Genomic DNA, 25,569 nt, shown 5'->3' on the forward strand with positions numbered 1-25,569 from the left:
CTTTCTACTATTGTTTCGTTGCCTCCAATACCCACACAAAGTGATTAAATTGTGTAAAGGTTATGTGAAAACCATTGCTTTCAAAGATTTGCTTTAAGACGGGAATCGTTGTATAGTATTCCCTCTCTAGATCTTCTGCTAGTTGCGTATACCCTTTTTGTTTTGCCTGAACAATGGTATCAGCAAATGAATCCGCTGTTTCAAACATTGTATCAGCAAACACTATTTTACCACCGGTTTGAAGTAACTTTCCATAGTTTATCACAGCTTCTTCTTTTTCTTTATCTGTTAAATGATGAAAAGCATACGTACTAACTAAGCTCTCTGCTGGAAACAATGATGTATCAAATTGTAAGAAGTCTCCTGGTGTGACTAAAACATCTGCCCCTAATTTCTGGTGTGCCAATTGTCTCATTGGTACTGAAGGTTCAATTCCTACTACAGTCAGTTCTTTTTCTAACAGTTTTTTTGTTAAGTTTCCAGTCCCTGTTCCAAATTCTATCACATGCCCTATTGAACGGTCTGCTACATACTCTAAGATTTCATTATAATTGCGAAACACTTCTCTATACTGTTCATCTTTCCCGCTTACCGATGCATCATACTCGTTCGCCCACTTTTCAAAGATATCTAAAAACTCTAGACCCATAAAAACGCCTCCTTATAACTAATAATTCTTATGGATATAGTATGTTTTTAGCTATCGTTTGTTCTTCATTTACAAATATTTTAAGCTTTTAACTTTCTATTTGCTATACTATAGTAATGAGGTAAGGAGGTCGTAAGATGAATTTTGAATTTGAAATGATTGAAGATAAAATAGAATTTTTTGAAGCGCCTGATTTTAAAATGCTTGAGAAACAAATTGCTGAAAAAATTGATCAAAATAAAGCGATTTTACTTGAGGTGCATAGCGTATCTCATCAAATGTCTGTGGACTATGAACAAGGTAAGAAACTGTACTCTGCGGTTGTTCATTTCAAATTAAAAAAGCAGCGCTAGCGCGCTGCTTTTTTATTGAAGCTTATCCACTACTGCGGGCTTCCAGCCTTCTCCATCTACCCATTCAATTTGAACGCGGTATTTTGTTGATGAGTTGCCTTTAGGACTAACTGTAGCTACGGCTTTACCTACGCCACCATTATTCCCTAAACGCCATACGGTCATATTGCTTGGGCTAATGCCTGACCCTTCACCTACAGCTTTTAGCATTTCATTCCAATCCGTTGATCCTTTTTTATATGTTGCTGCAGGTGCATCTTGTGACGTACCTACTGAATCCCATGAAGGATCTACCTTGCGTTCTGCCACGCCAGGCTCTGGATTTTTCTCTACTTCAGCCTGTGAATCTGAGTCGTTTGATTCTTCATCTGTTGCTTGATCATCTTCAGAGCTTTGGTCATCTTCAGAACTTTGATCGTCCGTTGCTTGATCATCTGTTGCTTGATCATCTTTCGAAGAATCATCGTCTTTTTTAGCCGTCTTGTCCGTTTTTTGGTCATTTGTTTGCGGATTGTTTTGAGTTGTTTCCGCTTGGTTATCCGATTTATCCTTGTTTCCAAGAATCATCGTACCACCGACAAATACAATTAAAACTGCTACGACAGCAATTAACAGATTATATAATCGGTTTACTTTTTTTCTTTGTTTTCGTGTCTTGAAGAACGATTGTTATTCATTGCTACAATTTCCTCCAACTTTTATAATGCTTTATTCTAACATGTGTTTTCTTATACATGAAGCATCAAAATTTATTTGAAGTATATTTGTAATATTTTTTACAAATTCTTCTTGTTTTAACGTGTATTTAAGTCATACATCCCTTTAACAATATCATAAAATACGCTGTTTGTGGGAGATATCGCACTTTTTGTATTTAAATCCACTACTACCATTGCATATTTTGGATCATCTGCAGGAAAGTAACCCGCAAACCATTTATTGACGATATCGTCTTTCACATTGATTTCAGCAGTTCCTGACTTTCCTGCCACTTCATAAGGAAGCGTTTGAAATCTTCTTCCTGTTCCTTTTTCGCTCTGTACGACACCTTTTAAAAGCTGCTGCATAGAAGCAGCTGTGGCTTTATTAATGGTATCTCCTTTTAGCTCATGCTCTTTAAACGTATACAATGACGTGTTGTTTTTATACTCTAGCGCATCTACAGCTTTTACCTGTTTCTTTTCTCCTCCGCGTGCAATTGTCGCCATCATATTTGCTACTGCAAGCGGAGTCACTTTTACATCAAGCTGTCCAATTGCCGTTTGCGCTACAGCATTTGGTACTTTTTTTTCTCTTTCATTTGTCCAAACTCTTCCCGATTTTTCTCCTAAAAACTGCTTAAAATGTTCAAAGTGAAACACATCACCCGTCCATCCTACAGGCTGAATAAGCCCTAACTTATCGGCATATTGTTCAAGGATATCCGGATTAGATATTATCATTTCTTTTGCTAGCTGTGCAAACGTTGCATTACAACTTTGCGCGAAGCTTTCTTCAAACGTCAGCTGCCCTTTTTGATGATCTTCTTCTACATTATTGCCATAAATACTTTTATCGCAGTTATAGGTAAAAGAAGGCTGAATTTTATTTTGTTCAAGCGCTGCAGCTGCTGTTACGGTTTTAAATATAGATCCAGGAGTTTGTGGCGTCAGCAAACGGTTTTCTACGCTGTCTGAACCGTTTTGCTTTTTAAATGGATCTTTCTTATTAATCGAAGGCCTGCTGGCCATCGCAATTACTTTATTGTTTTTTATATCAATTAAGACGGCTCCTCCGTCTTTTAACTTATAATGATTTAATGTATTCTCCACTAGCTCCTGAGCAGACAAATCAAGCGTCGTACGCACACTGACTGGATAATAAGGGTTAGCGGTGCCCGTGTATTTTACATCGATGCCAAACATAGGCCCACCTAGGCGATCAACATGATAAAGGAGCTTAGACTCCTGTTCAGGCAGCAAAAACTCGTCAAAAGCTCTCTGCATCCCTGAGATACCTACAGGCGTAGTTGATTTAATTGCTCCATTTTTTAATTTGTCACTATACTTCTCTTCAATTATTTGTTTGCTTTGTGCCTCTAGTCCGATTAAATGTTCAGCAAGAGGAACTGGACGCTCATCTTTTAGAGGAATTCCAAATACGCCAGGTACCCTTAATGCATTTATTTTTTCGACTTGTGCTTGGGATAATTCTTTTGTAATAACAACCGGTGTTTTAGCATTCGCTAGTCTGTTCGTTAGTTCCTTTGGTTGCATTCCCACGATTTCACTTACTTGCTGAACAGGCCACTTCATTTTTTCTAAAAATGGAAACAGGACTAAGCGATTATGCGTGATAGATGTTAAAGACTGTCCATTTTTATCTTCAAATTTCCCTCGCCCGTCATCTACCACCATTTCCTGCGTACGCTGTTTTACGCTTCCTTCAATTAAGTTAATCTTTTTGTCAGTAAAAGATTCTGTGCTGACAAGCTGGAGTTGAACAAGCCGTGCTCCGAGTCCACTAATTAATAATAAAATAAAAATAAGAGTAATATAAATTCGCTTGTGAATTATTTTCATGACTACACCTCACTCTTTACAAGTGTCGACGTTGCCATTACTTTTAAAACCATTATCTTAAGAAATATTCATTCTTTTTTTTCATTTCACAAAAAAACTTGCTGAATCAGCAAGTTTTTATTATTAATTTTCTGTTAAAAATTGTTGGGTTGTTCTTAGCTTTCCTATTTTCGGAAAGATGTAAGAAAGAGTTGCTTCATGCTCTTCTTTTGTAAATGTCGCCATGGCATCCGTAATAAAAATTTGGTTATACCCATACTGAAATGCTTCACGAGCTGTGCTTTCCACACCAATATTTGTTGCAATTCCGCAAAGGACAATTGTATCAATTCCTCTTCGGCGAAGCTGAAGGTCTAAATCTGTCCCAAAAAAGGCTCCCCACTGACGTTTTGTCACAATGTAATCATTCTCTTGAACATTAAGTCTTGGATCGAATTCCGCCCAGTCTGCAGGTCTTTCTTGAGGAGCAGATGGCTTTTGATCCGTTTCTGGCGTCAACGCATCTTTTCCATCTTGAAAATCTACTCGTACAAAGCTAATAAATCCATTTTGTTCGCGGAAACGATTCACAAGCTGAACAGATTTCTCCACAATTTCGTCTCCTCCAATTGGAACAATCCCTTTTTGTAAATCAATTAAAACAAGCGCTGTTTTAGTAAAATCGATATCTTTCATTTTCATCTTTCCTTTCTTACATATCTTTTCTATTCTCTCCGCTTTTTAAAATCATATAAAAAAAGCTGACGCGTGTCAGCTTTTTTACTTACGAGCATTCAGTAGAACGCTTCCAACCATATGTTTTACTTAACAGATACAATTTTCACTGACATATCTCCACCAGGAGTTTGAACAGTTACTTGATCTCCAATTTGTTTGCCCATTAGACTTTTAGCAATTGGCGAATCATTTGAAATTTTCCCTTCAAACGGATCTGCTTCTGCACTACCTACAATTGTATACGTTTCTTCGTCACCATCTGGCAACTCTACAAATGTTACAGATTTACCTAATGATACAATAGAAGAATTTTCTACATCTTCTTCAATAATTTTCGCATTGCGAATCATATTTTCAAGCGTTGTAATACGGCCTTCTACGAAAGCCTGCTCGTCTTTTGCAGAATCGTACTCAGAGTTCTCCGATAAATCTCCAAAACTGCGGGCGATTTTGATACGCTCTACAACTTCTTTACGTTTTACTGTTTTTAAATATTCTAGCTCTTGCTCTAGCTTTAGCTTTCCTTCTTCTGTCATTGGAAATACTTTTTCTTGTGCCATAATCCCTTCACTCCTTCTTGAACTCAAAATCTCTAGTGTATACAGTCCATTTCTGTATGTACAAAAAATTTTCCACTCTGTGGAAAAATCAGTTAATAGAGAAATGACAGCTTCAAAATAGAAGCTGCTCGTTTCTCTATTCTTTATAATGTTTGTGTTTAGTTAGCAGAATATGTCTGCATTGTCTTCAAAAAAATTCCTGCATCTATGCTATGTTATTATAAAATGGCATTTTGTTCAAGAATTGTTTGAATTTTAGTGACCATCAAGTCAATCGCTACGTGGTTTTGACCGCCTTCAGGAATGATAATATCTGCATAACGTTTTGTTGGTTCAACAAACTGATTATGCATCGGGCGAACGACAGATACGTATTGATCAACAACTGACTCAAGCGTACGCTCTCGTTCTTTAATATCACGAAGCATACGACGAATGATACGAAGATCCGCATCTGTATCTACGTATAGCTTGATATCCATTAAATTACGCAAGCGCTGATCTTCTAGTACAAGAATACCTTCTAAGATAATAACATCTTTTGGTTCTTCTCTAATTACCTTTTCAGAGCGCGTATGAATTGCGTAATCATATACCGGTTTGTCAATGCTCTCATAATTTAATAAGTTTTGCAAGTGTTCAATCAGCAAATCATTATCAAATGCTAAAGGATGATCGTAGTTTGTTTGCAAACGCTGTTCAAACGGTACATCGCTTTGATCTTTATAATAATAATCTTGCTCAAGAAGCATAATAGAATGCCCTTTAAAATACTCATAAATAGCTTTGGTTACAGTTGTTTTACCAGAACCGGATCCACCAGCGATACCGATTACAACGGGCTTTTTCCCCATTTTATATTTAAATCCCCTTTCGCATCATGTTATATGAAAATAGAGGTTGGTCCACTTTAAATTTCACAATTTGCAGCGGATGACGCGCAGCATCTAGTTCATTGCCATCTTCGTCCCAAATTTTATCTATTTTTTGCGTAAAGTTTTTAATTTCCGGACCGAAAAATTCCACTTCTTCTCCCGGTTTAAAATAGTTACGCTGTTGCAATGTCACGATGCTTGTTTCTTCATCATAATTCAATACTAAACCAGCAAAATCAAATTTTGTTTTCTTGCCGTGTACGCCAAACATTTGCTCATCCACTCCAGGAATCCCTTCAAAAAAGGCGGGAGCCGTATCGCGGTTTGCACATTTGTCTAGCTCATCAAGCCATTCTTTTTGAATCACAAAATTCTCAGGATCTGCACAGTATGCGTCAATCACCTTGCGATATACGCTCACCACTGTTGCGATATAGTGAATCGACTTCATACGTCCTTCAATTTTTAAGCTATCAATACCCAGCTCAATCATTTGAGGGATAGATTGAATTAAATTTAAGTCTTTTGGACTCATTGCAAACGGATCGTCTTGCTCATCAAATAAAGCCGTTTCCGTTTTACCGTCTTCTACTTTAAATAAATCATAGTCCCAACGGCATGATTGACAGCAGCCTCCGCGGTTTGAATCACGTGCTGTCATATGGTTACTTAGCACGCAGCGGCCTGAATAAGCAATACACATCGCTCCGTGAATAAAAGCTTCAATTTCAATATCCACTTTTTCTTTCATTTCGCGCATTTCTTCAGCACCCGTTTCACGAGCAAGTACAACACGTTCTAATCCTTCTTCTTTCCAGAACTGAACGGCTTTCCAGTTTGAAAGTGATTGCTGCGTACTTAAATGTACTTCAAGCTTAGGTGCAACGCGTCGACAGGTTTCGATAATTAACGGATCAGCTACGATGATTCCAGAAACACCAGCGCGCTCTAACCCCATTAAATAATCTTCAAGTCCGTCCATATTTTCATTATGAGCAAAAATGTTTGTTGTAACATAAATACGTGCGCCGTATTTGTTTGCAAACTGAACACCTTCTGCCATTTCTTCAAATGTAAAGTTATCTGCATTTGAACGAAGGCCAAACTCTTTTCCTCCGATAAATACAGCATCTGCTCCATAGTGTACGGCAACTTTTAATTTTTCAAGGTTACCGGCTGGAGCTAACAACTCAGGCTTCTTAGTAATAACTCGTTTACCTTCTACTACAGTATCGATTTGAACAGCCATCGTTTGTACCTCCTTTGTTTATCTTTCTTTGCATGCTTTTTAATATACCGTTTCTTTAAAGAAAAACCCTGTGTCTAACGGACGGTTAATTGGCTGCAAGCTTTCAATTTCTTCTAACAAATCGTCTTTAACGTTTTCGTATTCTTCACGGTCATCTACACATAAATCAATCGCTTGACGATATTTTTTTGTTACTTCTAAAATATATTGCGGTGACTTTAATACGCCGTCAATTTTGAATACATCTACTTCAGCGTCAATCATTTCGGAAAGCTCATCGATAATGCACATATCATTTGGACTCATAATGTGCGTTCCATTTTCATCTTCGAAAATTGGATACTTATTGTTTCGCTCATTATCGAGTAAAAACATACCTTTTTCTACTTTACGATTTTCAATTTCCATGACTTTTCCTTGATACTCAAAGTAGTTGCCAAGAAGTGAACGTTTTGATTGGAACATACACGTCATGCCATGCACCTGAACTTCAATTTCTACTTCGGCTTTTTCTTTGATATCAATGATGCTATCCATGCTTAGCTCACGAGCAAGAACTGCGCGCTTAGCTCCTTTACGCCCCCAGTAGTTACATGAATACCAGTTTGTTCCCGTTGTTTCAGTACTCCAGTGCATTTTCATTTCTGGAGCTGCTTCACGCACTGCCATCAATACAGCAGGATCTCCAAATACAATCGCATCCACGCTTGCTTCTTTTAAGAATAAAATATATTCATTTAGTTCGGCGATTTTATCATTGTGAAATAATCCGTTCATCGCTACGTAGACTTTTGCATTATGCTGATGAGCAATATTTACAGCTTCTACGATATCTTCACGTTTGAATTCACCTGCTAAACGCAAACCGTAGCGCTGTTCACCAACCATAACAGCTGTTGCTCCAGCTTGTAGTAATGATTCGATTTCCGAAACTGCAGTTGGTGTCACTAATAGTTCTGGTTTTTTCATTCTTGGTCACCTCTTTTAATACTAATCGCGATTCCGTCTCCAATAGGGAGAATAGTTGTATAATAATCGGGATGATTCATCAGCCACGTATTGTATGCCTGAATTTTTTTAATTAAGCTGCGGCGTCGACGTGTTTCTACTTCGGCCAAATCGGTCGCTACGTGACCTTTAAATAGTACGTTATCCGAAATAATCATTCCTTTAGAAGATAGCATCGGCTCATAATGTTCAAAAAAACGCTGATACTGACCTTTAGCTGCATCAATAAAAACTGCATCATAAGGACCATGACGTTCAATCTCATCTCTAAGCTCTAGTGCATCTCCAAACAACGACACAATTTTATCTTGTTTTCCCGCCCGTTCAATAAATTCTTGCGCTTTTTGGTAACGCTCTTCATTTCGTTCTACCGTAACCACTCGTGCCTCTGGAAGCGCATGGGTCATTCGAATAGACGAATATGCAATCGCTGTTCCAATTTCTAATATATGTTTTGGCTGGTGAAGGCGAAGAATTTGCAATAGCGTTTCAACACCAATCAATTCCATAATCGGAACGTGATGTTCTTTTGCATAAGCTTCCATTTCTTCAATAAGCTCCTGGCGCTTAGGAATAAGCTTTTCCACATACTGCTCTACGTTTTGTAAAAGCAAAACACTTCCTCCGTTCTCAGAAGTACATTTTACATTATGTTTTCATAACGTTTCATTACTGCAAAATAGTAAGACAACTAGTCTATTATAAGTTTTTTTCGTTTTTACGTAAACCCGATATATTTTAACATAAAAGATGGGGAATGCGAAGTATCGCGATTCCCCAATTTTAAATTTCCACTTATTTTTCGGTATTTTGCTTTTCTTTACCTGTAATATGCTTGGCTTTTTCTTTGTTATGTTCTTCTAACGTTTTAGTAAAAATAACTTTTCCTTCAGGTGTGGCCAAGAAGTATAAATAATCTGTATTGGCTGGATGTAACGCAGCTTTGATTGACATTAAACCAGAGCTGGCAATTGGTCCTGGAGGCAACCCTTTTACTTTATACGTATTGTAAGGAGAGTCCACTTCTAAATGCTTATAGAACACGCGGTCTTTATGCTCTCCTAAGGCATATAAGACGGTTGGATCCGTTTGAAGAGGCATGTTTTTTTCAAGGCGATTATAAAAGACGCTGGCAATTTTTTCTCGGTCGACTTTCGCAGTCGCTTCCTCTTCAATGAGAGAAGACATGGTTAACAATTTATGTGCACTGAATTTTTTCTTCTTCATTTGCCCACTGTACTGAACTAATACATTATTTGTTTTCCCTACCATTTTATCCAATATTTCATCTAACGACACATTTTTATCATAAAAATCATACGTAACGGGATATAAATAACCTTCTAGCGGATGTTTAATATCTTTTTGCATCACTTCATCCGTTACTAAATCTGGATATTTTTCTTTCATTTTATTGACGAATGCCTTATCGTCTAGCTTTTTCATGACTTCGTCTTTTGTAAACTTTGTATTTTTAGCAATGATATCAGCAATTTCGACAAGCTGGCGTCCTTCTGGAATGGTGACACGAATATCAGGTTGTTTTGAAACCTCGCCTTTTTCCATTTTTTCAACCATTTCCCCTAAGCTCATGGAAGGAGAAAATAAATACGTTCCAGCTTGAAATCCAGACACATGGGTTAATTTTACGTAATAGCGAAATGCACTTTTACTTTTAATTAAATCTTCTTTTTTCAATACCGTACCAATCGATTGGACGGAAGAACCTTGTGGAATGGTCACATTTACTTTTTTATTGCTGTTTCGATCCACGGGCGTTAAGCGGGATTGAGCATAGAAAAATGCACCGCCAACTAGTAAAAGAAGTACGATAATTGTAATAAAAATAACTCGTTTTTTTCTTGAACGATTAGGTGGTAAAAATGTTTGTTGCGACAAGCAGCTTCCTGGTTAAATCTACTTCTGTAAAAGAAGATACAACCAGTTTCACCTCTTTTCTTCTTGATTTTTTATAAGTATGAACAGAGAAGAGACATGAGATTGCGATTCATTCGTATCGCCTATAGGTGTGAGATGGTATCGCTTCCTTAAACTCTCGCCTCTTCTAAAATTTTTCCATGATTTATGTTATTGTCTGCCCAAAGTCTAGTTTCATCCGTTCAAACAATGAATTCTTTTATTAAAATGCACTCTCACACGCAGGGATTATTATACTACAATTTATCTTATTTTTCGTCATTATCATACAATCTGCCCTAAGAATGCAAGGAAAAACCTTTTTATATCTAAAAAGAACAGCCGCTATGTAAAAAAAAGCTGATAACGATTGTCATCAGCTTTTTCACTATAATTATTCGCCTTCTTCGTCAAGGAATGTATTAACCATTTCCTCAACCATGTCCCACTCTTCTTCTGTTTCAATCGGTTGAAGCTCACCGTCTTGACCATCTTCACTTGGTGTGAAAGCAGATGCATGAATTTCAATTTCCTCTTCATCATCTTGGTCTGCTCCGATTGGATAGTAAATTACATATGATTTGTTATATTGATCAGAATCAAATGTGAATAAAATTTCGCATAGCTGCTCATTTCCATTCTCATCGACGATTGTAATTTTATTTTCTTCTACGCTCATGTTTGCACCTCATTTTATATTGTAAGCTCTTAGCTTAACTTTTTCTTCAGCGAAAAGCAAGCCGTTCAGTTATTTCACTTCCCTTTTACGTACAAAAGAATATGCAAAAGGGAAATTCATAACTTTTCAGCTGAAGCAAAGCCTGCTGCTTTTCTTACTGCTTGCTGTCTAAGTATCCTTGAAGAATCATAACAGCTGCCATTTTATCGATTACTTTTTTGCGTTTCTTGCGGCTTACATCGGCAGACAGCAGTACTCGCTCTGCTGCCATCGTCGACAAGCGCTCGTCCCACATCATCGTTTCAATGTTAAGTTTTTCTTTGACGTTGTCAGCAAACTCAATGCACGCTTCGCCTCGAGGGCCAATCGTACCATTCATATTTTTAGGAAGACCCACTACGATTTTCTCTACGGAATATTCGTCAATTAGCTGCTGTAAACGAGGATATGATTGCTCCATCTGCTCATCTGCAATTTTAATTGTTTCAATTCCTTGCGCTGTCCATCCCATTTCATCACTAACTGCCACACCAATTGTTTTGGTTCCTACATCTAATCCTAATACGCGCATTTATGAATCCTTTCGATGCTGTTGTAAATAAGATTTAACAAGTTCTTCAATGAGCTCGTCTCGCTCTAACTGGCGAATTGTGTTTCTCGCATCGTTATGACGAGGAATGTAAGCAGGGTCTCCTGATAACAAATACCCAACGATTTGGTTGATCGGGTTGTAGCCTTTTTCTTGCAGTGCGTCATAAACCGTAAACAATACTTCATGTACGTTTGTTTCAGCTGGCTCATCTTGAAAATTAAATTGCATCGTTTTATCAAATGAACTCACGGTCCCACCTCACTCTCTTAATTTGTGAACACATTGTGCACTATGCTAAGTCTTATTTATATTGTACACCAAGAAAGAGGAGAATTAAACGGATTTAACCCATTCTTCTACAGTGCCAAGTGCTTTTTCAATTTGGCTAGCGTCTTTTCCTCCGGCTTGCGCCATGTCAGGGCGTCCGCCTCCGCCTCCGCCGCAAATCGTCGCTACTTCTTTAACAAGTTTGCCAGCATGATGGCCTTTAGCAATTAAATCTTTTGTTACACCTGCAATAATATTTACCTTTTCACCTTGTGGAGAAGCTAATACGATCACAGCGGATTCTAATTTTTGTTTTAAATCGTCAACCATTGCGCGAAGGTTATTCATATCCGTTGCATTCACTTTCGCTGCTAGTACATTCACACCATTAATGTTTTGCACTCGGTCAACGAGATTGCCAGCTTCAATATTGCCAAGCTTTGTAGATAGTGAATCATTTTCACGCTGAAGATTACGAATTTCTTCTAGTAATCCTTCAACGCGCCCTACTAAATCACGCGGGTTGGATTTTACTTTTGCCGCAGCTTCTTTTAGTAAGCCTACTTGATCGTTCATTAACTGATAGGCAGCTTTTCCAGTTACAGCTTCAATGCGTCGAGTACCTGCACCGATTCCCGATTCTGATACAATTTTAAATAAACCGATAACAGACGTATTTGGCACGTGACATCCACCACATAATTCTAAGCTGTAGTCGCCTACTTGTACTACGCGCACGATATCTCCGTATTTCTCACCAAATAGCGCCATTGCACCCATCGCTTTTGCTTCGTCAATTGCTTTGTTTTCAATTTGTACAGAGATGCTGTCCCAAATCTTTTCATTAACGATTTGTTCAATTTTCTCAAGCTCTTCTTGTGTCACTTGACCAAAGTGAGAGAAGTCAAAGCGCAAGCGATCCGCTGTTACTAAAGAACCCGCTTGATTAACATGCGTTCCTAACGTATCTTTTAATGCTTGATGCAATAGATGCGTTGCCGTATGGTTTTTCACAATCGCACTGCGGTTTTCTTCATCAAGCGTCGCCGTATATGTTTCACCTTTTACAAGCTCACCGTTTGTTACAGCTACCGTTTGGACATTTTGGCCGTTTGGCGCTTTTTGAACGTCTTTTACTTCCGCTGTTCCTGAAGCACTTTGAATCGTACCTTGGTCCGCAATTTGACCGCCGCTTTCTGCGTAGAATGGCGTGTGGCTTAAGATGACTTGCGCTTCTGTTCCAGCTTCAGCGCGGTCAACAAGCTCTCCGTCTACAATAATTGCTTCAACAACTGTTTCTACTTCATTTTTATCATAGCCCACAAACTCACTTGCAACCGTTACTTCACCAAGTACGCCGCCTTGAACTTGCATAGAACTAGAATCTTGACGAGCAGCACGCGCACGCTCACGCTGTGCTTCCATTTCACGTTCAAAACCTGCATGATCAATTTTCATGTTCTCATCTTCTGCATATTCTTCCGTTAATTCAACAGGGAATCCATACGTGTCATATAAACGGAAAACATCTTCGCCTTGTACCGTATCACTGTTTTGCGCTTTTTCTTTTTTAATAACGGTTGCCAAAATAGCTAGTCCGTCATTTAACGTTTCGTGAAAACGCTCTTCTTCATTTTTTACTACGCGCTGGATAAAATCCGTTTTTTCCTTTACTTCCGGATAGAAATCAACCATGATTTCACCTACTACCGGCACTAGCTCGTACATGAACGGACGATTAATGCTTAACTTTTTAGCATAGCGAACTGCTCGGCGTAACAAACGGCGCAGCACATACCCACGGCCTTCATTTGAAGGAAGCGCACCATCACCTACAGCAAATGTTACCGTACGAATATGGTCAGCAATGACTTTAAATGCCGTATCTTGCTCATCATTTGTACGATATTTAGCGCCTGAAATGTTTTCTGTTGCTTCAATAATTGGCATAAACAAATCTGTATCAAAGTTTGTTTGCACGTCTTGAATAACAGAAACCATACGCTCTAAGCCCATTCCCGTATCGATGTTTTTCTTAGGAAGCGGCGTATACGTGCCATCAGGATTGTGATTAAATTGAGAAAATACAAGGTTCCAAATTTCTAAATAACGCTCATTTTCTCCACCTGGATATAATTCCGGATCAGTTAGGTCATTTCCATATGCTTCTCCGCGATCATAAAAGATCTCTGTATTTGGACCACTCGGACCTTCTCCGATATCCCAGAAATTACCTTCTAAACGAATGATGCGCTCTTTAGGCACGCCCATTTTTTCATTCCAAATCTTAAATGCTTCTTCATCTTCAGGGTGAACTGTTACAGATAGCTTATCTGCGTCGAATCCAATCCACTTATCGCTCGTTAAGAATTCCCATGCCCATTGGATGGCTTCTTCTTTGAAATAATCACCGATAGAGAAATTACCAAGCATTTCAAAAAACGTATGATGGCGAGCCGTTTTACCTACGTTTTCGATATCGTTTGTACGAATGGATTTTTGTGCGTTACAAATACGCGGATTTTGAGGAATAACACGACCATCAAAATATTTTTTTAATGTAGCTACTCCACTGTTAATCCATAATAAAGATGGATCTTCATGCGGAACTAAAGATGCGCTTGGTTCTACATCATGGCCTTTTTCTTTAAAGAAATCTAAATACATTTGACGAACTTGTGCTGACGTCAGTTTTTTCATGATTGGTCCTCCTTTAATACTCTTCTTATTTATAGACAAAAAAATGATGACATAAAAGCATCTATTTTCTCTGTGTACAAAAGCAATTGCTAGTTATTTGCACACAAAAAAACTCTCATCCCTGTAGCAGGGACGAGAGTTGAACTCGCGGTACCACCCTGATTATAAATGCAAAAAGCATTTATCACCTTCATAGCGTTAACGTTGCTGACACGGCAGGTTTTAGCCTGCACTCTGGACTAGCGTTCAGCTGCTCTTTGTTTAGCGCTTCTTTCAGCCAAGGAAGCCCTTCTCTAAAAACCAGTGTGCAACGTACTCGATCCATCATTGTGTTTAAAATATGTAGCGTTTTCTTATGGCGATATTATGACAAATTAACCGCTCTTTGTCAATGTTTGAGCGTATAAGAGCGGATATGCAAAATAGATATTTTAATGACTGCTAAAATTGGCACAGCCAAAATGAGACCCAATACTCCTCCAAATTCTCCTCCTAAAAGGAGCGCAAGCATGATAAACAAAGGATGAATATGAAGACTCTTTCCTACGATAAGCGGAGACAGCACATTTCCCTCTAGAAACTGCAGCACAAAGATTATAATGACAATGGTAATAACCAACTTTATCGAGATTGTGGCTGCAATAATAGCCGCTGGAACCGCACCAATAATCGGGCCAAAATAAGGAATGATATTCGTTACGCCAATAATGAAGCCTAAAAGAAGTGCATAAGGTACATGAAAGAACCACAGTGCTGCTGTGGCAATCACACCAATAATGAGACAAACAAAAAATTGCCCTCTAATGTAATTGCCAAGCGATTCATTCACATCCGATAAAAAACGTTCGCCTGGTTTGTGCCACTTTTTAGGTGTGATATAAGCTGTTGCTTTCTTAATAGAGGAAAAATCCTTCAGCATATAAAAAACAATAAATGGAATAATGATTAAAATCAAAAAAGAGGTAATCAATGACTTTAATCCTTCCGCCACTTTTGTAAGCCACACGTTGAGCGTAGCCTCTACATCATCAATGCTGCCTTCAATTTTCTCATGGACACCGTTTGGAAGTGAAGTTGTACGATCATGAATCGATTCTACCCAATGTCTATATGTATTCGTAAAATGAGGCAGCTGTTCGTTTAAATCTTTTACTTGTTCCACAAAAATAGGGTACGACTTATAGGCTCCAAACCCAATTCCTCCAAAAAAGATGATGTAGATCAGTAAAATAGCTAGAGGACGAGGCACGCCTTTATCATGCGTTTTTTCAATAAGCGGATGAAGTAAATATGTAATGAATGCTGCAATAAAAAAAGGCAGCAGTGCTTTTAAAAACATGTAAATAACAGGAAGCCATAAAAACTGGACTTTAAAAAAGACTAATATGCACAGCAGCGCTAATAACAGCAGTCCGAATCTATAGAACCATTTGAATGAACTATCTTTCAACGTAAACTCCTCCTCTCTTCTATTTTTTGATAAAGAAAGGAGTTTATACATGCAGTTGTCTCTTCTGCCTGCAAAAAAGCACTATTGCAGATAAGTGCAATAGTGCTTTTTTTATTAGTGAATAGCTTTCATCATACGTTTACGCATTTTTTTCATATTTCTTTTTGTAAACATCTCTCGATCATCTGCCATTTTAAATGCATAAGCTCCAAGACCGAAAGCGACTACTGACGGAATGATTCTGCCCATTGCTCTTCCTCCCGGTAAAAAAGAATTAGAAATTGATTGTGCGCTCGTCGTCTGAGAACAAATCATCAAGCGAGCTCAATGTTCCATCTTCTTCTACTTGGTGAGTATTAATTTGTCCTTTTGAAATAGTCATTTCAATAAAACAATTCCAGCAGTAATACTGATTTACACCAATTTTGCCAACGTCAATACTTTTACAGTTTGGACATTTAAACAAAGTCGACACCTCTTTATACGTTCTACTTATATAAACGCATTATGTCCACTTCTTTCCATGTCCATACTTTATTTTCTGACAATTAGCAAAGAAGGATGGCAACAAAGGAGTTTATTTAACTCTTTGTTAGCATGCGAAAGGTTACATGAAATCATACGGCGTAACGTTTTCCATCCCAATATTTGCATCTTTCATAAATGGAATTTCTGGATCTTCTATGTCGTTATCCAAGCTTTCTCGAAGCAAGGGCTGTAAATTCGTTTGTCGGACGCTGTCTTCATTTCGGCTGACTCCAAGCTGAAACGCTTCGTCTTCGCCGCATAAAATTAAAAACTGTTTGCTTCGCGTAACGGCGGTATAAAGTAAATTGCGTCGCAGCATCCGGTAATAGCTTTTAACAATTGGAAGCACAACAATGGGAAATTCACTTCCCTGTGATTTATGAATGGAACAGCAGTATGCATGAGTTATTTGATTAAAGTCTTGCTTTGTGTAAGTTACTTCATTTCCTTCATATGAAATAACCAGCATATCCTGTTTTTCCGTATTTTCTTTGGCAAAGAAAACCGAGACGATTTCTCCCATATCTCCGTTAAATACGTTGCTATCCGGCTGATTTACAAGCTGCAGCACTTTATCTCCGACTCGGTACATAATATCTCCGTGCTTAAGCTCTCTTCTTTGCTCAGAAGCCGGGTTGAATAATTCCTGAAGAACTTCATTCAGCTTATCAATACCTGCAGGACCTTTATACATAGGAGCTAGAACTTGAATATCTTTAGCCGTATAGCCTTTTTTTAACGCATTCCCGCAAACTTGTTGCACGACATTCGTGATGTGCTGTCCTTGACAACGAATAAAGGAACGATCTCCTTGCTGCCTTGATAAGTCTTCCGGAAGCTTTCCTTTTTTTATTTCGTGAGCCAAATCAATAATTGAAGATCCTTCCGCTTGCCGGTATACATCTGTCAGACGGACGGTAGGAACTACTTCTGAACTCAGTAAATCTTTTAACACCTGTCCCGGACCTACTGAAGGAAGCTGGTCTTCGTCTCCCACTAAAATAACCTGTAAATTAGCAGGAAGAGATTTAAACAGCTGATGAGCAAGCCACAAATCTACCATTGATACTTCATCCACAATCAGTAATTTTCCGTCAATTGGATTTTCCTCATTATGATCAAATCCTTCTTGTCCGTTCCATTTTAATAATCTGTGAATTGTAACTGCCGGAAGTCCCGTCGCTTCGCTCATTCGTTTAGCAGCGCGTCCAGTAGGTGCCACAAGTAAAACAGGAAAAGCTTCATCTTTTTTATAATCCCCTGGATTTAACGAACATCCGTGAAGTTCTGCATAGAGTTCGACTATTCCTTTAATAACCGTTGTTTTCCCTGTACCTGGTCCACCTGTTAAGAGAAGCATCGGAGACATTAAAGCGGTTTGTATGCCCTTGCGCTGAGAAGGTGCATATTGCACGTCTAACCGCTCTTCTAGTTCACCCAGTGCCAATAAGAATTCTGATTCTGGAAACTGCTCTTCGTACTGCGTTTGAGCCATAATTTTTTGAATAGCTTTAACCAACCCTTTTTCAGCATAGAAAAGGGGAGGAAAATAAATTTTTTCGTCTTGAATGATAAGCTTTTTGTCTGCTTTTAATGCATCCACTTCTCTTGTAAGATCCATTTCAGACAGATTCTCATGCCTGCTTTTTCGAAGAAGCTCTGCTGTTTTTCCATACAGCTGATCTGCCGTGACGTATACATGTCCCATTTGATTGCATTCTTGCTCAATGACATATAAAATACCTGCACGCAAACGATCAGGATGATTGGTTGCCATACCAAGCCTCTTTCCAAGTTCATCGGCCCTGCTAAAGCCAATACCTTGAATATCTTCTACGAGCTGATAAGGATTATTTTGAACAATTTCAAGCGCTTCTTGTTTGTACGCTTGGAAAATCTTCATCGAAAGCTGCGGTCCAAACCCGAGGTCTGTCAGCTTTACCATTACTTCTTCTAACCCTTGATGTTCACGAAGCTGCGTGACTAAAGCTTCTGCCTTGTCGGCTGAAAGCCTCGGAACCTCTTTTAGCACAGACTCATTTTGCAAAATACGAAAAATAGCGCGTTCTCCTAGGGCGTCCACAATGTTTTCAGCAGTTTTTTTACCAATTCCATGAAATAAATCGCTAGACAGGTACTGAACAACCCCTTGCCTTGATTGCGGAAGTTCTTTTTTAAACTGTTCAACATGAAACTGCAGACCAAACTTTGGATGCTCTTTGAAGTCTCCGTAAAACGTGTATACTTCATCTTCATTCAGCTTAGGAAAATAGCCTGTAACGACAGTTTCTTTATCTTCAATCTCTAAATTTGTTTTTTTGATCCGTATCCGCGTAACGTTATATAAGTTTTCTTCGTTATGAAAGACCGTTACAATCGACGTGCCGCTTATATAATGACGTTCTGGCTGTGAAGGGTTCACTTGTTCTTCGTTCATGTTATCCTTCCTTTACCCGCTTTCTTAATGTTCTAATGTAGACAGAACTTGTTTGGCATTTGCTGCCATTACGTGATCTGGCTGCACGTTTAAAGCTTCATCTAACATCTCAATCGCCTTGTCTTTGTCATCTTTCATGGCATACGCTACGCCTAAATTATAAAAAGCATCGGCGTGTTCTGACTCTTGATTGACTACCTTAAGAAATTCAGCAATCGCTTCATCTACCATTTCGAGCTGTGCTAAACAAAGACCGTACTGAAATTTTGCTTCTACATCATGCTCGTTTAGTTCTACCGCTCGCTGAAGATAAGGTATCGCAAAACGAATTTCTTCCATATGAAACAGCGTTAAACCAAGCATAAAGTACGCATCGGATGAATCTAAGCCTTTTTTGATTGCTAAATCAAAGTAGTGCTTTGCCTGCTCAAGCTGCTCTGCATTAAAATAAATATTTCCTGCTCCGTAATACGCTGTTGCCGTTTCTTCATCTAATTCAATCGCACGTTCATAAAACTTCAAAGCACGATCCATCTCACTAACAGCCGCTAACAAATTGCCAAAATTCACATACACAATTGGATCTTTTGGATTATCTTCAATTGCTTCTGAAAATGTTTTAGCAGCCTCTTCAAATTTCCCTTCCTGCATATACTGAATTCCTAGCTGATTTTTATCTGTCATTTTTTCGTTCACTCCACTGTTTTAGTTATGATTTAAGAGATGTTCACATCATGAAAATCTAGAATATGTAAGTTATTAGTTTACCCAATAAGTAAAGTATATCATAGAAAAACCTCAGCTATATACGGCCGAGGTTTTTCGTTCTTGCTTATATGAATTATACGTACCAGATTTGCTCTTCTTCTTGAAATACTTTGTCAATTGTTGCTCCGCCAAGACATTCATCATCTTTGTAAAACACAACTGCTTGACCTGGCGTAATTGCACGAACAGGTTCAGCAAAAATAACCTTAATTGTATGATCATCGACTTTTTCAACGGTTACTGCTGAATCAGTTTGACGATAGCGGAATTTTGCTGTGCACGTCATTGGTGACGACCAGTCACGTTCGCTTACCCAGCTGACATTGGTTGCTGTAAGAGATGTAGAATAAAGAAGCTCATTGTGAAAGCCTTGATCGACGTATAAAACATTTTTTTCTAAATCTTTTCCGACTACAAACCAAGGTTCACCGCTGCCTCCAATACCTAAACCGTGGCGTTGACCAATCGTGTAGTACATAAGACCGTCGTGCTTGCCTTTTACTTCACCGTCAAGCGTTTGCATTACACCTGGCTGAGCAGGAAGATACTGACTTAAAAATTCTTTGAAGTTGCGTTCACCAATAAAGCAAATACCTGTGCTGTCTTTTTTCGTTGCTGTAGCAAGGCCTGCTTCTTTCGCAATTTCACGCACTTTTGATTTCTCAATTTCACCAATCGGGAACATTACTTTGGACAGCTGATCTTGTCCTAATTGATTTAAGAAATACGTTTGATCTTTATTTCCATCTACGCCTCGAAGCATTTTATACTCTCCGTCGCGATATGCAACGCGTGCATAATGTCCTGTCGCTAGATAGTCTGCTCCTAGCGTCATTGCATGCTCTAAAAAGGCTTTGAATTTAATTTCTTTATTACACATTACATCAGGATTCGGTGTACGACCTGCTTTATATTCATCTAAAAAGTAGGTAAATACTTTATCCCAATATTGTTTTTCAAAGTTGACTGCATAGTAGGGAATACCAATTTGATTACATACGCGAATAACATCGTTATAATCTTCAGTCGCAGTACAAACGCCGTTTTCATCCGTATCGTCCCAGTTTTTCATAAAGATTCCGATCACATCGTATCCTTGTTGTTTTAATAAAAGAGCTGCTACAGATGAATCAACGCCTCCGCTCATTCCGACTACTACACGTGTATCTTTAGGTGATTTTGTCAACTTCGCCACCTCCGTTTTCTTCATTTTAATTAAATTGTTCGCTAAAAAGCGAACGAAACGACACAAACCATCAGTGAGGGATGAAGACCCTACTGATGGCTGCTATTTACATCGTTAGTCGCTTAACGATGTTTGCTGTTTGACGTGCGGTTTTTTCAATTTGCTCAGCTGAGTTTCCTAGGCCAAAGCTAAATCGAATAGAAGTTGTTAAACGTTCAGACCCTTTTCCAAACATAGCTACAAGCACATGAGAAGGATCGATTGCTCCCGCTGTGCAAGCTGAACCGCTCGATGCCGCAATTCCTGCTAAGTCTAAATTTACGAGCATCGATTCAACATTTGTTTTTGGAAATGATAAATTTAACACATGTGGCAGAGAATTTTCAAGATGTCCGTTAATTTCAAATGAAATACCTTCTTCTTTCAACACAGCTACCATTATTTCTTTGTATCTTCTATATTCATCTGCACGTGTTTGCAGCGTTTGTTGCGAAATTTTCACAGCTTCTTCAAACCCGACAATACTTGTCATGTTCTCAGTTCCAGCTCGTCGTTTGCGCTCTTGTTCTCCTCCAAATAGCAAAGGAGACAGTGAAACGTGAGCAGCTGCATATAAAAAGCCCATCCCTTTTGGCCCGTTAATTTTATGAGCCGAAACGGATAAAAGATCGACACCTAATTGTCGCACATTTAACGGAATTAATCCATAAGCTTGCACTGCATCCGTGTGGAAATATGCTCCATGCTCTTTTAATAGAACTCCAATTTCTCCAATTGGCTGAATAGCACCTACTTCATTATTTCCAAACATCACCGACACAAGAATTGTTTGATCGGTTAGGGCTGATTTTATTTCATCCACAGATACTTGTCCGTACTCATTAACTGGTAAGTAAGTCACTTCAAAGCCCTGTGTTTCTAAATATTCACACGTATGAAGCACAGCGTGGTGTTCAATTTGCGTGGTAATAATATGATTTCCTTTATGGCGGTTTGCAAGAGCTACTCCGATCAGTGCCATATTATCTGCTTCTGTCCCACCACTTGTAAAAATCAGTTCATTTTCGTGTGCTCCAATACTTGCTGCAATCGTTTGGCGAGCTTCGTCTAAATAGCGTCGACTTTCCCGCCCGTAGTGATGAATACTAGACGGATTTCCAAAGTACTCATGCATAAAAGTCGTCATTTTCTCAACGACTGCTGGATGTATTGGAGACGTTGCTGCATGATCAACATAAATACGTTCCAAAATAAACGCCTCCTAGCTCATTATTAAATATAAAACATATAAGACGCTTGATCATCATCAGAATGATTTGCTAAATCTTCAAGCGTTGTACTATCTAGCACTTCTTTAACTGCATCTCGAATACGAATCCACAGCTCGCGTTTTGCAGGCTCTTCATCTTCAATTCCTTCTACAGGACTAATAGGACCTTCTAAAACAGAAATAATATCGCCAGAAGTAATGTTAGCAGGTTCATGGGCTAAGATGTAACCTCCATAAGCTCCGCGCACGCTTTTTACAAGCCCAGCGTTACGCAGCGGTGAAATAAGCTGCTCTAAATAATGTTCAGATAAGTCATGCGTTTGAGCAATAGTTTTAAGCGAGATAGGACCTTCGCCAAAGCGCTTCGCAAGCTCAATCATAATCGTTAAACCGTAGCGTCCTTTTGTTGAAATTTTCATACGATACACTCCTTCAATACACTTTTTTTATTTATGAAAAAAATAAGACCCTCACGTTGTCACTGAATGCTGTGATGAGTCGTTTTTACTAAGCTATATGAACTTCTCTATACGCGTTTCTTGCAAATGTAACTGTTGATATTATAACATACTATGCCTATAAGATAAATTTCCACCACCTATTCACCTCTTGTGATACAGTGAAAGAAAAGAAAGGAGAACAACATGGCTACAAAACCTCTCGCATTTCGAATGCGTCCGACTCATTTAGATGACGTTATCGGGCAGCAGCATTTAGTTGGCAAAGATAAAATGATTTATCGAATGGTAAAAGCAAATCACTTAAGCTCGATGATTTTATATGGGCCTCCAGGCGTTGGAAAAACAACAATTGCCACAGCTATTGCAAAAACAACCAACACGGCGTTTCGTCAGTTAAATGCCGTTGTAAACAATAAAAAAGATATGGAAATTGTCGCCGAAGAAGCCAAAATGTCAGGCAAAGTAATTCTGCTGTTAGATGAAGTTCATCGCCTTGACAAAGCCAAGCAAGACTTTTTGCTTCCTTATTTAGAAAACGGTATGATCATTCTAATCGGAGCGACAACAAGCAATCCTTATCACGCGATTAATCCTGCTATTCGAAGCAGATGCCAAATCTTCGAATTAAAATCTCTTACGCCAGATGATATCAAAATGGCGCTAACAAGAGCACTCAACGACTCATCCAACGGATTTGGGGATAGAAAAATTATCGTTGAAGATGACGCCATGAACCACTTTGCCAACAGCTGTAACGGTGACGTGCGCTCGGCTTTGAATGCTCTGGAACTGGCTGTTTTATCAACAGGTGAAGGCGATGGTAAAATCGTTATTACCTTACAAACGGCAGAAGAATGTCTGCAGCAAAAATATTTTTCACATGATAAAAATGGTGACGCTCACTATGATGTATTATCAGCTTTTCAAAAATCGATTCGCGGCAGCGACGTAAATGCCGCTCTTCATTATTTAGGACGGCTAATTGAAGCAGGAGACTTGATCAGCATCAATCGTCGCCTTTTAGTCATTGCCTATGAAGACATTGGACTAGCTGATCCGGATGCCGGCATGAGAACTCTCGCAGCTATTCAAGCAACTGAGCGATTAGGACTCCCAGAAGCACGTATCCCACTTGCAAACGCCGTTATTGAGCTTTGCCTATCACCAAAGTCCAACGCTGCTTACAAAGCATTAGATGAAGCGATAAGTGATATTAAAAAAGGGCTGTCCGGCGACGTTCCCCCTCATTTGAAGGATGCTCATTACAAAGGAGCAGAGAACCTTGGCCGAGGCGTTGAATATCAATACCCGCATGATTTTGATAACGGATGGGTCCTTCAACAGTATTTACCGGATCGCATCAAAAACAAACAATATTTTCATCCTAAACAAAATGGACAAGAAAAATACTTTTCAAAAGTTTTCAATCGTTTAGAGACATTAAAAAAAGAAAATGGCTGAAACTGATGCTCAGTTTCAAAGCCATTTTCTTTTTTGTCTTTATCTATTAAGCTACACTTTTAACGTCTTTTCGTTTTTTCGTTTTTGTTGAACCTTTGAAATAGCTGTCTAAAAGTTTAGCGACTAAACGAGCGATAATGTTAAACAACAGAACCATAATGATCAGAATAGCAGCTGACTTTGTTGCAATCAATCTTGCATCAGGTACGATTCCTTCAGAGTTTAATTTCCAAATGTGGACGGCAAGCGTCTCTGCTGGCCGAAAAATATTAAACGGGTTTACAGGACTCGTTAAGTCAGCATTTGAATTTAACATCGGCGTCGTTAAGCCAGCCGTATAAATCAACGCAGCTGCCTCTCCAAAGATTCGTCCCGCTGTTAAAATAACACCTGTGATAATTTGTTGAATCGCTGATGGAATGACGACTTTAACAATTGTCTGCCATTTAGTCGCACCTAAACCTAAACTCGCTTCTTTTACACTCGCAGGAACAGATGCAATTGCACTTTCACATACGCGCGTTAAACCCGGTAAATTCAAAATTGTAATCACCAGTGCTCCGCCGATAAGCGTATAGCCCCAGCCGGAAAATGTGACGAAAATTAATAATCCAAATAACCCAACTACAATGGACGGTAATGACGCCATTGTCTCAATACATAAGCGAACGAAATTTAAGAAACGACCTTGCTTCGCGTACTCCGCTAAATAAATTCCAGCTCCTAAACCAAGAGGAATAGAAATGATCAGCGTTAAAACAAGCATGTAGAACGAGTTAAACAGCTGCGGTCCGATACCGCCTCCTGCCATCGTATTGCTTGGCTTTCCAAATAAAAAGTTCGGATCCCAAAATCCCCAGCCTTTAGCGATAATTTCAACAACTAAATACACTAATAGCGCCACAACTAGAGCGGCAATGCCATAAAAAACACCTGTCCATATATTATTTACTGTGCGTGCATTTTTGTTTCTCATTGATGAGCACCTCGTTTCCCAATTGCTCGGATAATTAAAATGAACACGAAAGAAATAAGCAGTAAAATCATGGCTAACGTCCACAATGCGTTATTCCATGCCGTTCCGTTTAACGTATTAGACATATCCATTGTTAAAATACCTGTTAATGTTGCCGTTGGGCTATATAAGCTTTCAGGAAGCTTAACCGTATTTCCGATAACCATTTGAACAGCTAGCGCTTCTCCAAATGCGCGGGCAAGCCCTAACACGACACCTGTTAAAATACCTGTTTTAGCAGATGGAATAATGACTCGGCTAATTGCCTGCCATCTTGTTGAACCTAGTCCATAAGAAGCTTCTAAATATTCAGGTGCTACGCTTCGAATTGCATCGTCAGCAATACTTGCCATCGTCGGAAGAATCATGACGCTTAAGACAATAATTCCGGCAATCAAACTAAAGCCCACTCCGCCGAAGTTATCGCGAAGAAGCGGCACTAAAATGGTAACCCCTAAAAGACCGTATACCACTGAAGGAACTCCGACTAAGAGTTCTAAAACCGGTCGTAAAACCGTTGAACCAAATTTAGGCGAAATATAGTTGTTAAAAATGGCGATAGCAATTCCAATGGGAGCACTTATAATAACGGCTCCGATTGATACAAGCATGGAACCCAGAATAAACACAAGTGCCCCGTATTCTTTATTGTTTGGGCTCCATTTTGTTGAAGTCAACATTTCACCGATTGATATATTACTTTGTAAAAATGACTGTATGCCTTTTTCACAAATAAATAGGATAATAGCTAACGTAACAAGTACAATTAAAATACCGCAAAATGTAGAAAGCGTACGGCCAATGTATTCGCTTTTTACATAATTAATGGATTTTTTCCCCTTCATCGCTCTGTCTCCTTACATATT

26 protein-coding genes and 1 other annotated feature are annotated in these 25,569 nt (G+C 38.8%); of the genes, 2 read left to right on the top strand and 24 right to left on the bottom strand.

Annotation, left to right across the window (positions count from 1 at the left end; genetic code table 11):
- Nucleotides 1–7 precede the first annotated feature (7 nt).
- On the bottom strand, nt 8–649 hold the full coding sequence (locus Q5794_RS23580) for a class I SAM-dependent methyltransferase (RefSeq protein WP_013059274.1): 642 nt from the start codon (nt 647–649) through the stop codon (nt 8–10).
- 137 nt (nt 650–786) lie between these two features.
- Here Q5794_RS23580 and Q5794_RS23585 point away from each other — a divergent pair, with 137 nt between their 5' ends.
- The gene (locus Q5794_RS23585) at nt 787–1,002 is read left to right on the top strand and encodes a YrzA family protein (protein WP_214984265.1); all 216 of its coding nucleotides are present in this window, start codon (nt 787–789) and stop codon (nt 1,000–1,002) included.
- Between the two features lie 12 nt (nt 1,003–1,014).
- On the opposite strand, the gene Q5794_RS23590 is transcribed toward Q5794_RS23585, so the two are convergent.
- The 21 genes from Q5794_RS23590 to cymR form a co-directional block, all read right to left on the bottom strand.
- Entirely contained in the window at nt 1,015–1,569 is a 555-nt protein-coding gene (locus Q5794_RS23590; RefSeq protein ID WP_277736943.1) for a YrrS family protein, read from the bottom strand.
- Between the two features lie 227 nt (nt 1,570–1,796).
- Nucleotides 1,797–3,563: a penicillin-binding protein 2 gene (locus Q5794_RS23595; protein WP_214984264.1), complete on the bottom strand. Its 1,767-nt coding sequence runs from the start codon at nt 3,561–3,563 to the stop codon at nt 1,797–1,799.
- A gap of 123 nt (nt 3,564–3,686) precedes the next feature.
- Nucleotides 3,687–4,244: an isochorismatase family protein gene (locus tag Q5794_RS23600; RefSeq protein WP_028410598.1), complete on the bottom strand. Its 558-nt coding sequence runs from the start codon at nt 4,242–4,244 to the stop codon at nt 3,687–3,689.
- A gap of 119 nt (nt 4,245–4,363) precedes the next feature.
- Nucleotides 4,364–4,840 (bottom strand): transcription elongation factor GreA, encoded by a 477-nt coding sequence (gene greA / locus Q5794_RS23605; RefSeq protein WP_013059279.1) that lies wholly within the window; start codon nt 4,838–4,840, stop codon nt 4,364–4,366.
- Between the two features lie 218 nt (nt 4,841–5,058).
- Nucleotides 5,059–5,694, bottom strand: coding sequence for a uridine kinase (udk, locus tag Q5794_RS23610; protein ID WP_013059280.1), 636 nt, complete (start codon nt 5,692–5,694; stop codon nt 5,059–5,061).
- Nucleotides 5,695–5,701: 7 nt separating this feature from the next.
- Nucleotides 5,702–6,964 carry a U32 family peptidase gene (locus tag Q5794_RS23615; RefSeq protein WP_195781821.1) on the bottom strand — a complete coding sequence of 421 codons (1,263 nt, stop codon included), beginning with the start codon at nt 6,962–6,964 and terminating at the stop codon, nt 5,702–5,704.
- Nucleotides 6,965–7,003: 39 nt separating this feature from the next.
- On the bottom strand, nt 7,004–7,933 hold the full coding sequence (locus tag Q5794_RS23620) for a peptidase U32 family protein (protein ID WP_214984262.1): 930 nt from the start codon (nt 7,931–7,933) through the stop codon (nt 7,004–7,006).
- Complete coding sequence (locus Q5794_RS23625; RefSeq protein ID WP_013059283.1) at nt 7,930–8,586, bottom strand: O-methyltransferase; 657 nt, start codon at nt 8,584–8,586, stop codon at nt 7,930–7,932. Before Q5794_RS23625 ends, Q5794_RS23620 begins: the two co-directional genes overlap by 4 nt.
- A 181-nt stretch (nt 8,587–8,767) precedes the next feature.
- Nucleotides 8,768–9,871: an endolytic transglycosylase MltG gene (gene mltG, locus Q5794_RS23630; RefSeq protein ID WP_214984261.1), complete on the bottom strand. Its 1,104-nt coding sequence runs from the start codon at nt 9,869–9,871 to the stop codon at nt 8,768–8,770.
- A 412-nt stretch (nt 9,872–10,283) separates the two neighbouring features.
- A complete protein-coding gene (locus Q5794_RS23635; RefSeq protein WP_013059285.1) occupies nt 10,284–10,568 on the bottom strand; it encodes a DUF1292 domain-containing protein in 285 nt (94 codons plus the stop codon).
- A gap of 154 nt (nt 10,569–10,722) precedes the next feature.
- A complete protein-coding gene (gene ruvX / locus Q5794_RS23640) occupies nt 10,723–11,139 on the bottom strand; it encodes a Holliday junction resolvase RuvX (RefSeq protein ID WP_013059286.1) in 417 nt (138 codons plus the stop codon).
- Nucleotides 11,140–11,409, bottom strand: a complete 270-nt coding sequence (locus Q5794_RS23645) for an IreB family regulatory phosphoprotein (protein WP_013059287.1) — start codon at nt 11,407–11,409, stop codon at nt 11,140–11,142.
- 84 nt (nt 11,410–11,493) lie between these two features.
- Nucleotides 11,494–14,127, bottom strand: coding sequence for an alanine--tRNA ligase (alaS, locus tag Q5794_RS23650; RefSeq protein WP_214984260.1), 2,634 nt, complete (start codon nt 14,125–14,127; stop codon nt 11,494–11,496).
- A 125-nt stretch (nt 14,128–14,252) separates the two neighbouring features.
- Nucleotides 14,253–14,464: a binding site (T-box leader), on the bottom strand.
- A gap of 51 nt (nt 14,465–14,515) precedes the next feature.
- A complete protein-coding gene (locus Q5794_RS23655; protein WP_214984259.1) occupies nt 14,516–15,577 on the bottom strand; it encodes an AI-2E family transporter in 1,062 nt (353 codons plus the stop codon).
- Nucleotides 15,578–15,691: 114 nt separating this feature from the next.
- The gene (locus Q5794_RS23660) at nt 15,692–15,826 is read right to left on the bottom strand and encodes a YrzQ family protein (protein ID WP_013059291.1); all 135 of its coding nucleotides are present in this window, start codon (nt 15,824–15,826) and stop codon (nt 15,692–15,694) included.
- 25 nt (nt 15,827–15,851) lie between these two features.
- A complete protein-coding gene (locus Q5794_RS23665; RefSeq protein WP_013059292.1) occupies nt 15,852–16,043 on the bottom strand; it encodes a hypothetical protein in 192 nt (63 codons plus the stop codon).
- A gap of 141 nt (nt 16,044–16,184) precedes the next feature.
- Nucleotides 16,185–18,542 carry an ATP-dependent RecD-like DNA helicase gene (locus Q5794_RS23670; protein WP_192995745.1) on the bottom strand — a complete coding sequence of 786 codons (2,358 nt, stop codon included), beginning with the start codon at nt 18,540–18,542 and terminating at the stop codon, nt 16,185–16,187.
- A gap of 24 nt (nt 18,543–18,566) precedes the next feature.
- On the bottom strand, nt 18,567–19,226 hold the full coding sequence (locus Q5794_RS23675) for a lipopolysaccharide assembly protein LapB (protein ID WP_214984258.1): 660 nt from the start codon (nt 19,224–19,226) through the stop codon (nt 18,567–18,569).
- A 157-nt stretch (nt 19,227–19,383) separates the two neighbouring features.
- Entirely contained in the window at nt 19,384–20,496 is a 1,113-nt protein-coding gene (gene mnmA / locus Q5794_RS23680; protein ID WP_192995741.1) for a tRNA 2-thiouridine(34) synthase MnmA, read from the bottom strand.
- 106 nt (nt 20,497–20,602) lie between these two features.
- Nucleotides 20,603–21,745 carry a cysteine desulfurase family protein gene (locus Q5794_RS23685; protein ID WP_214984257.1) on the bottom strand — a complete coding sequence of 381 codons (1,143 nt, stop codon included), beginning with the start codon at nt 21,743–21,745 and terminating at the stop codon, nt 20,603–20,605.
- 23 nt (nt 21,746–21,768) lie between these two features.
- The gene (gene cymR, locus Q5794_RS23690) at nt 21,769–22,185 is read right to left on the bottom strand and encodes a cysteine metabolism transcriptional regulator CymR (RefSeq protein WP_013059297.1); all 417 of its coding nucleotides are present in this window, start codon (nt 22,183–22,185) and stop codon (nt 21,769–21,771) included.
- A 225-nt stretch (nt 22,186–22,410) separates the two neighbouring features.
- On the opposite strand from cymR, the gene Q5794_RS23695 reads away from it, so the two are divergent.
- Entirely contained in the window at nt 22,411–23,688 is a 1,278-nt protein-coding gene (locus Q5794_RS23695; RefSeq protein WP_214984256.1) for a replication-associated recombination protein A, read from the top strand.
- 46 nt (nt 23,689–23,734) lie between these two features.
- On the opposite strand, the gene pstA is transcribed toward Q5794_RS23695, so the two are convergent.
- Nucleotides 23,735–24,664: a phosphate ABC transporter permease PstA gene (gene pstA, locus Q5794_RS23700; protein ID WP_214984255.1), complete on the bottom strand. Its 930-nt coding sequence runs from the start codon at nt 24,662–24,664 to the stop codon at nt 23,735–23,737.
- Complete coding sequence (gene pstC / locus Q5794_RS23705; protein ID WP_214984254.1) at nt 24,661–25,548, bottom strand: phosphate ABC transporter permease subunit PstC; 888 nt, start codon at nt 25,546–25,548, stop codon at nt 24,661–24,663. The genes pstA and pstC overlap by 4 nt, the downstream gene beginning before the upstream one ends.
- Nucleotides 25,549–25,569 lie beyond the last annotated feature (21 nt).

Source organism: Priestia megaterium, assembly GCF_041941685.1.
Taxonomy (GTDB): domain Bacteria; phylum Bacillota; class Bacilli; order Bacillales; family Bacillaceae_H; genus Priestia; species Priestia megaterium_C.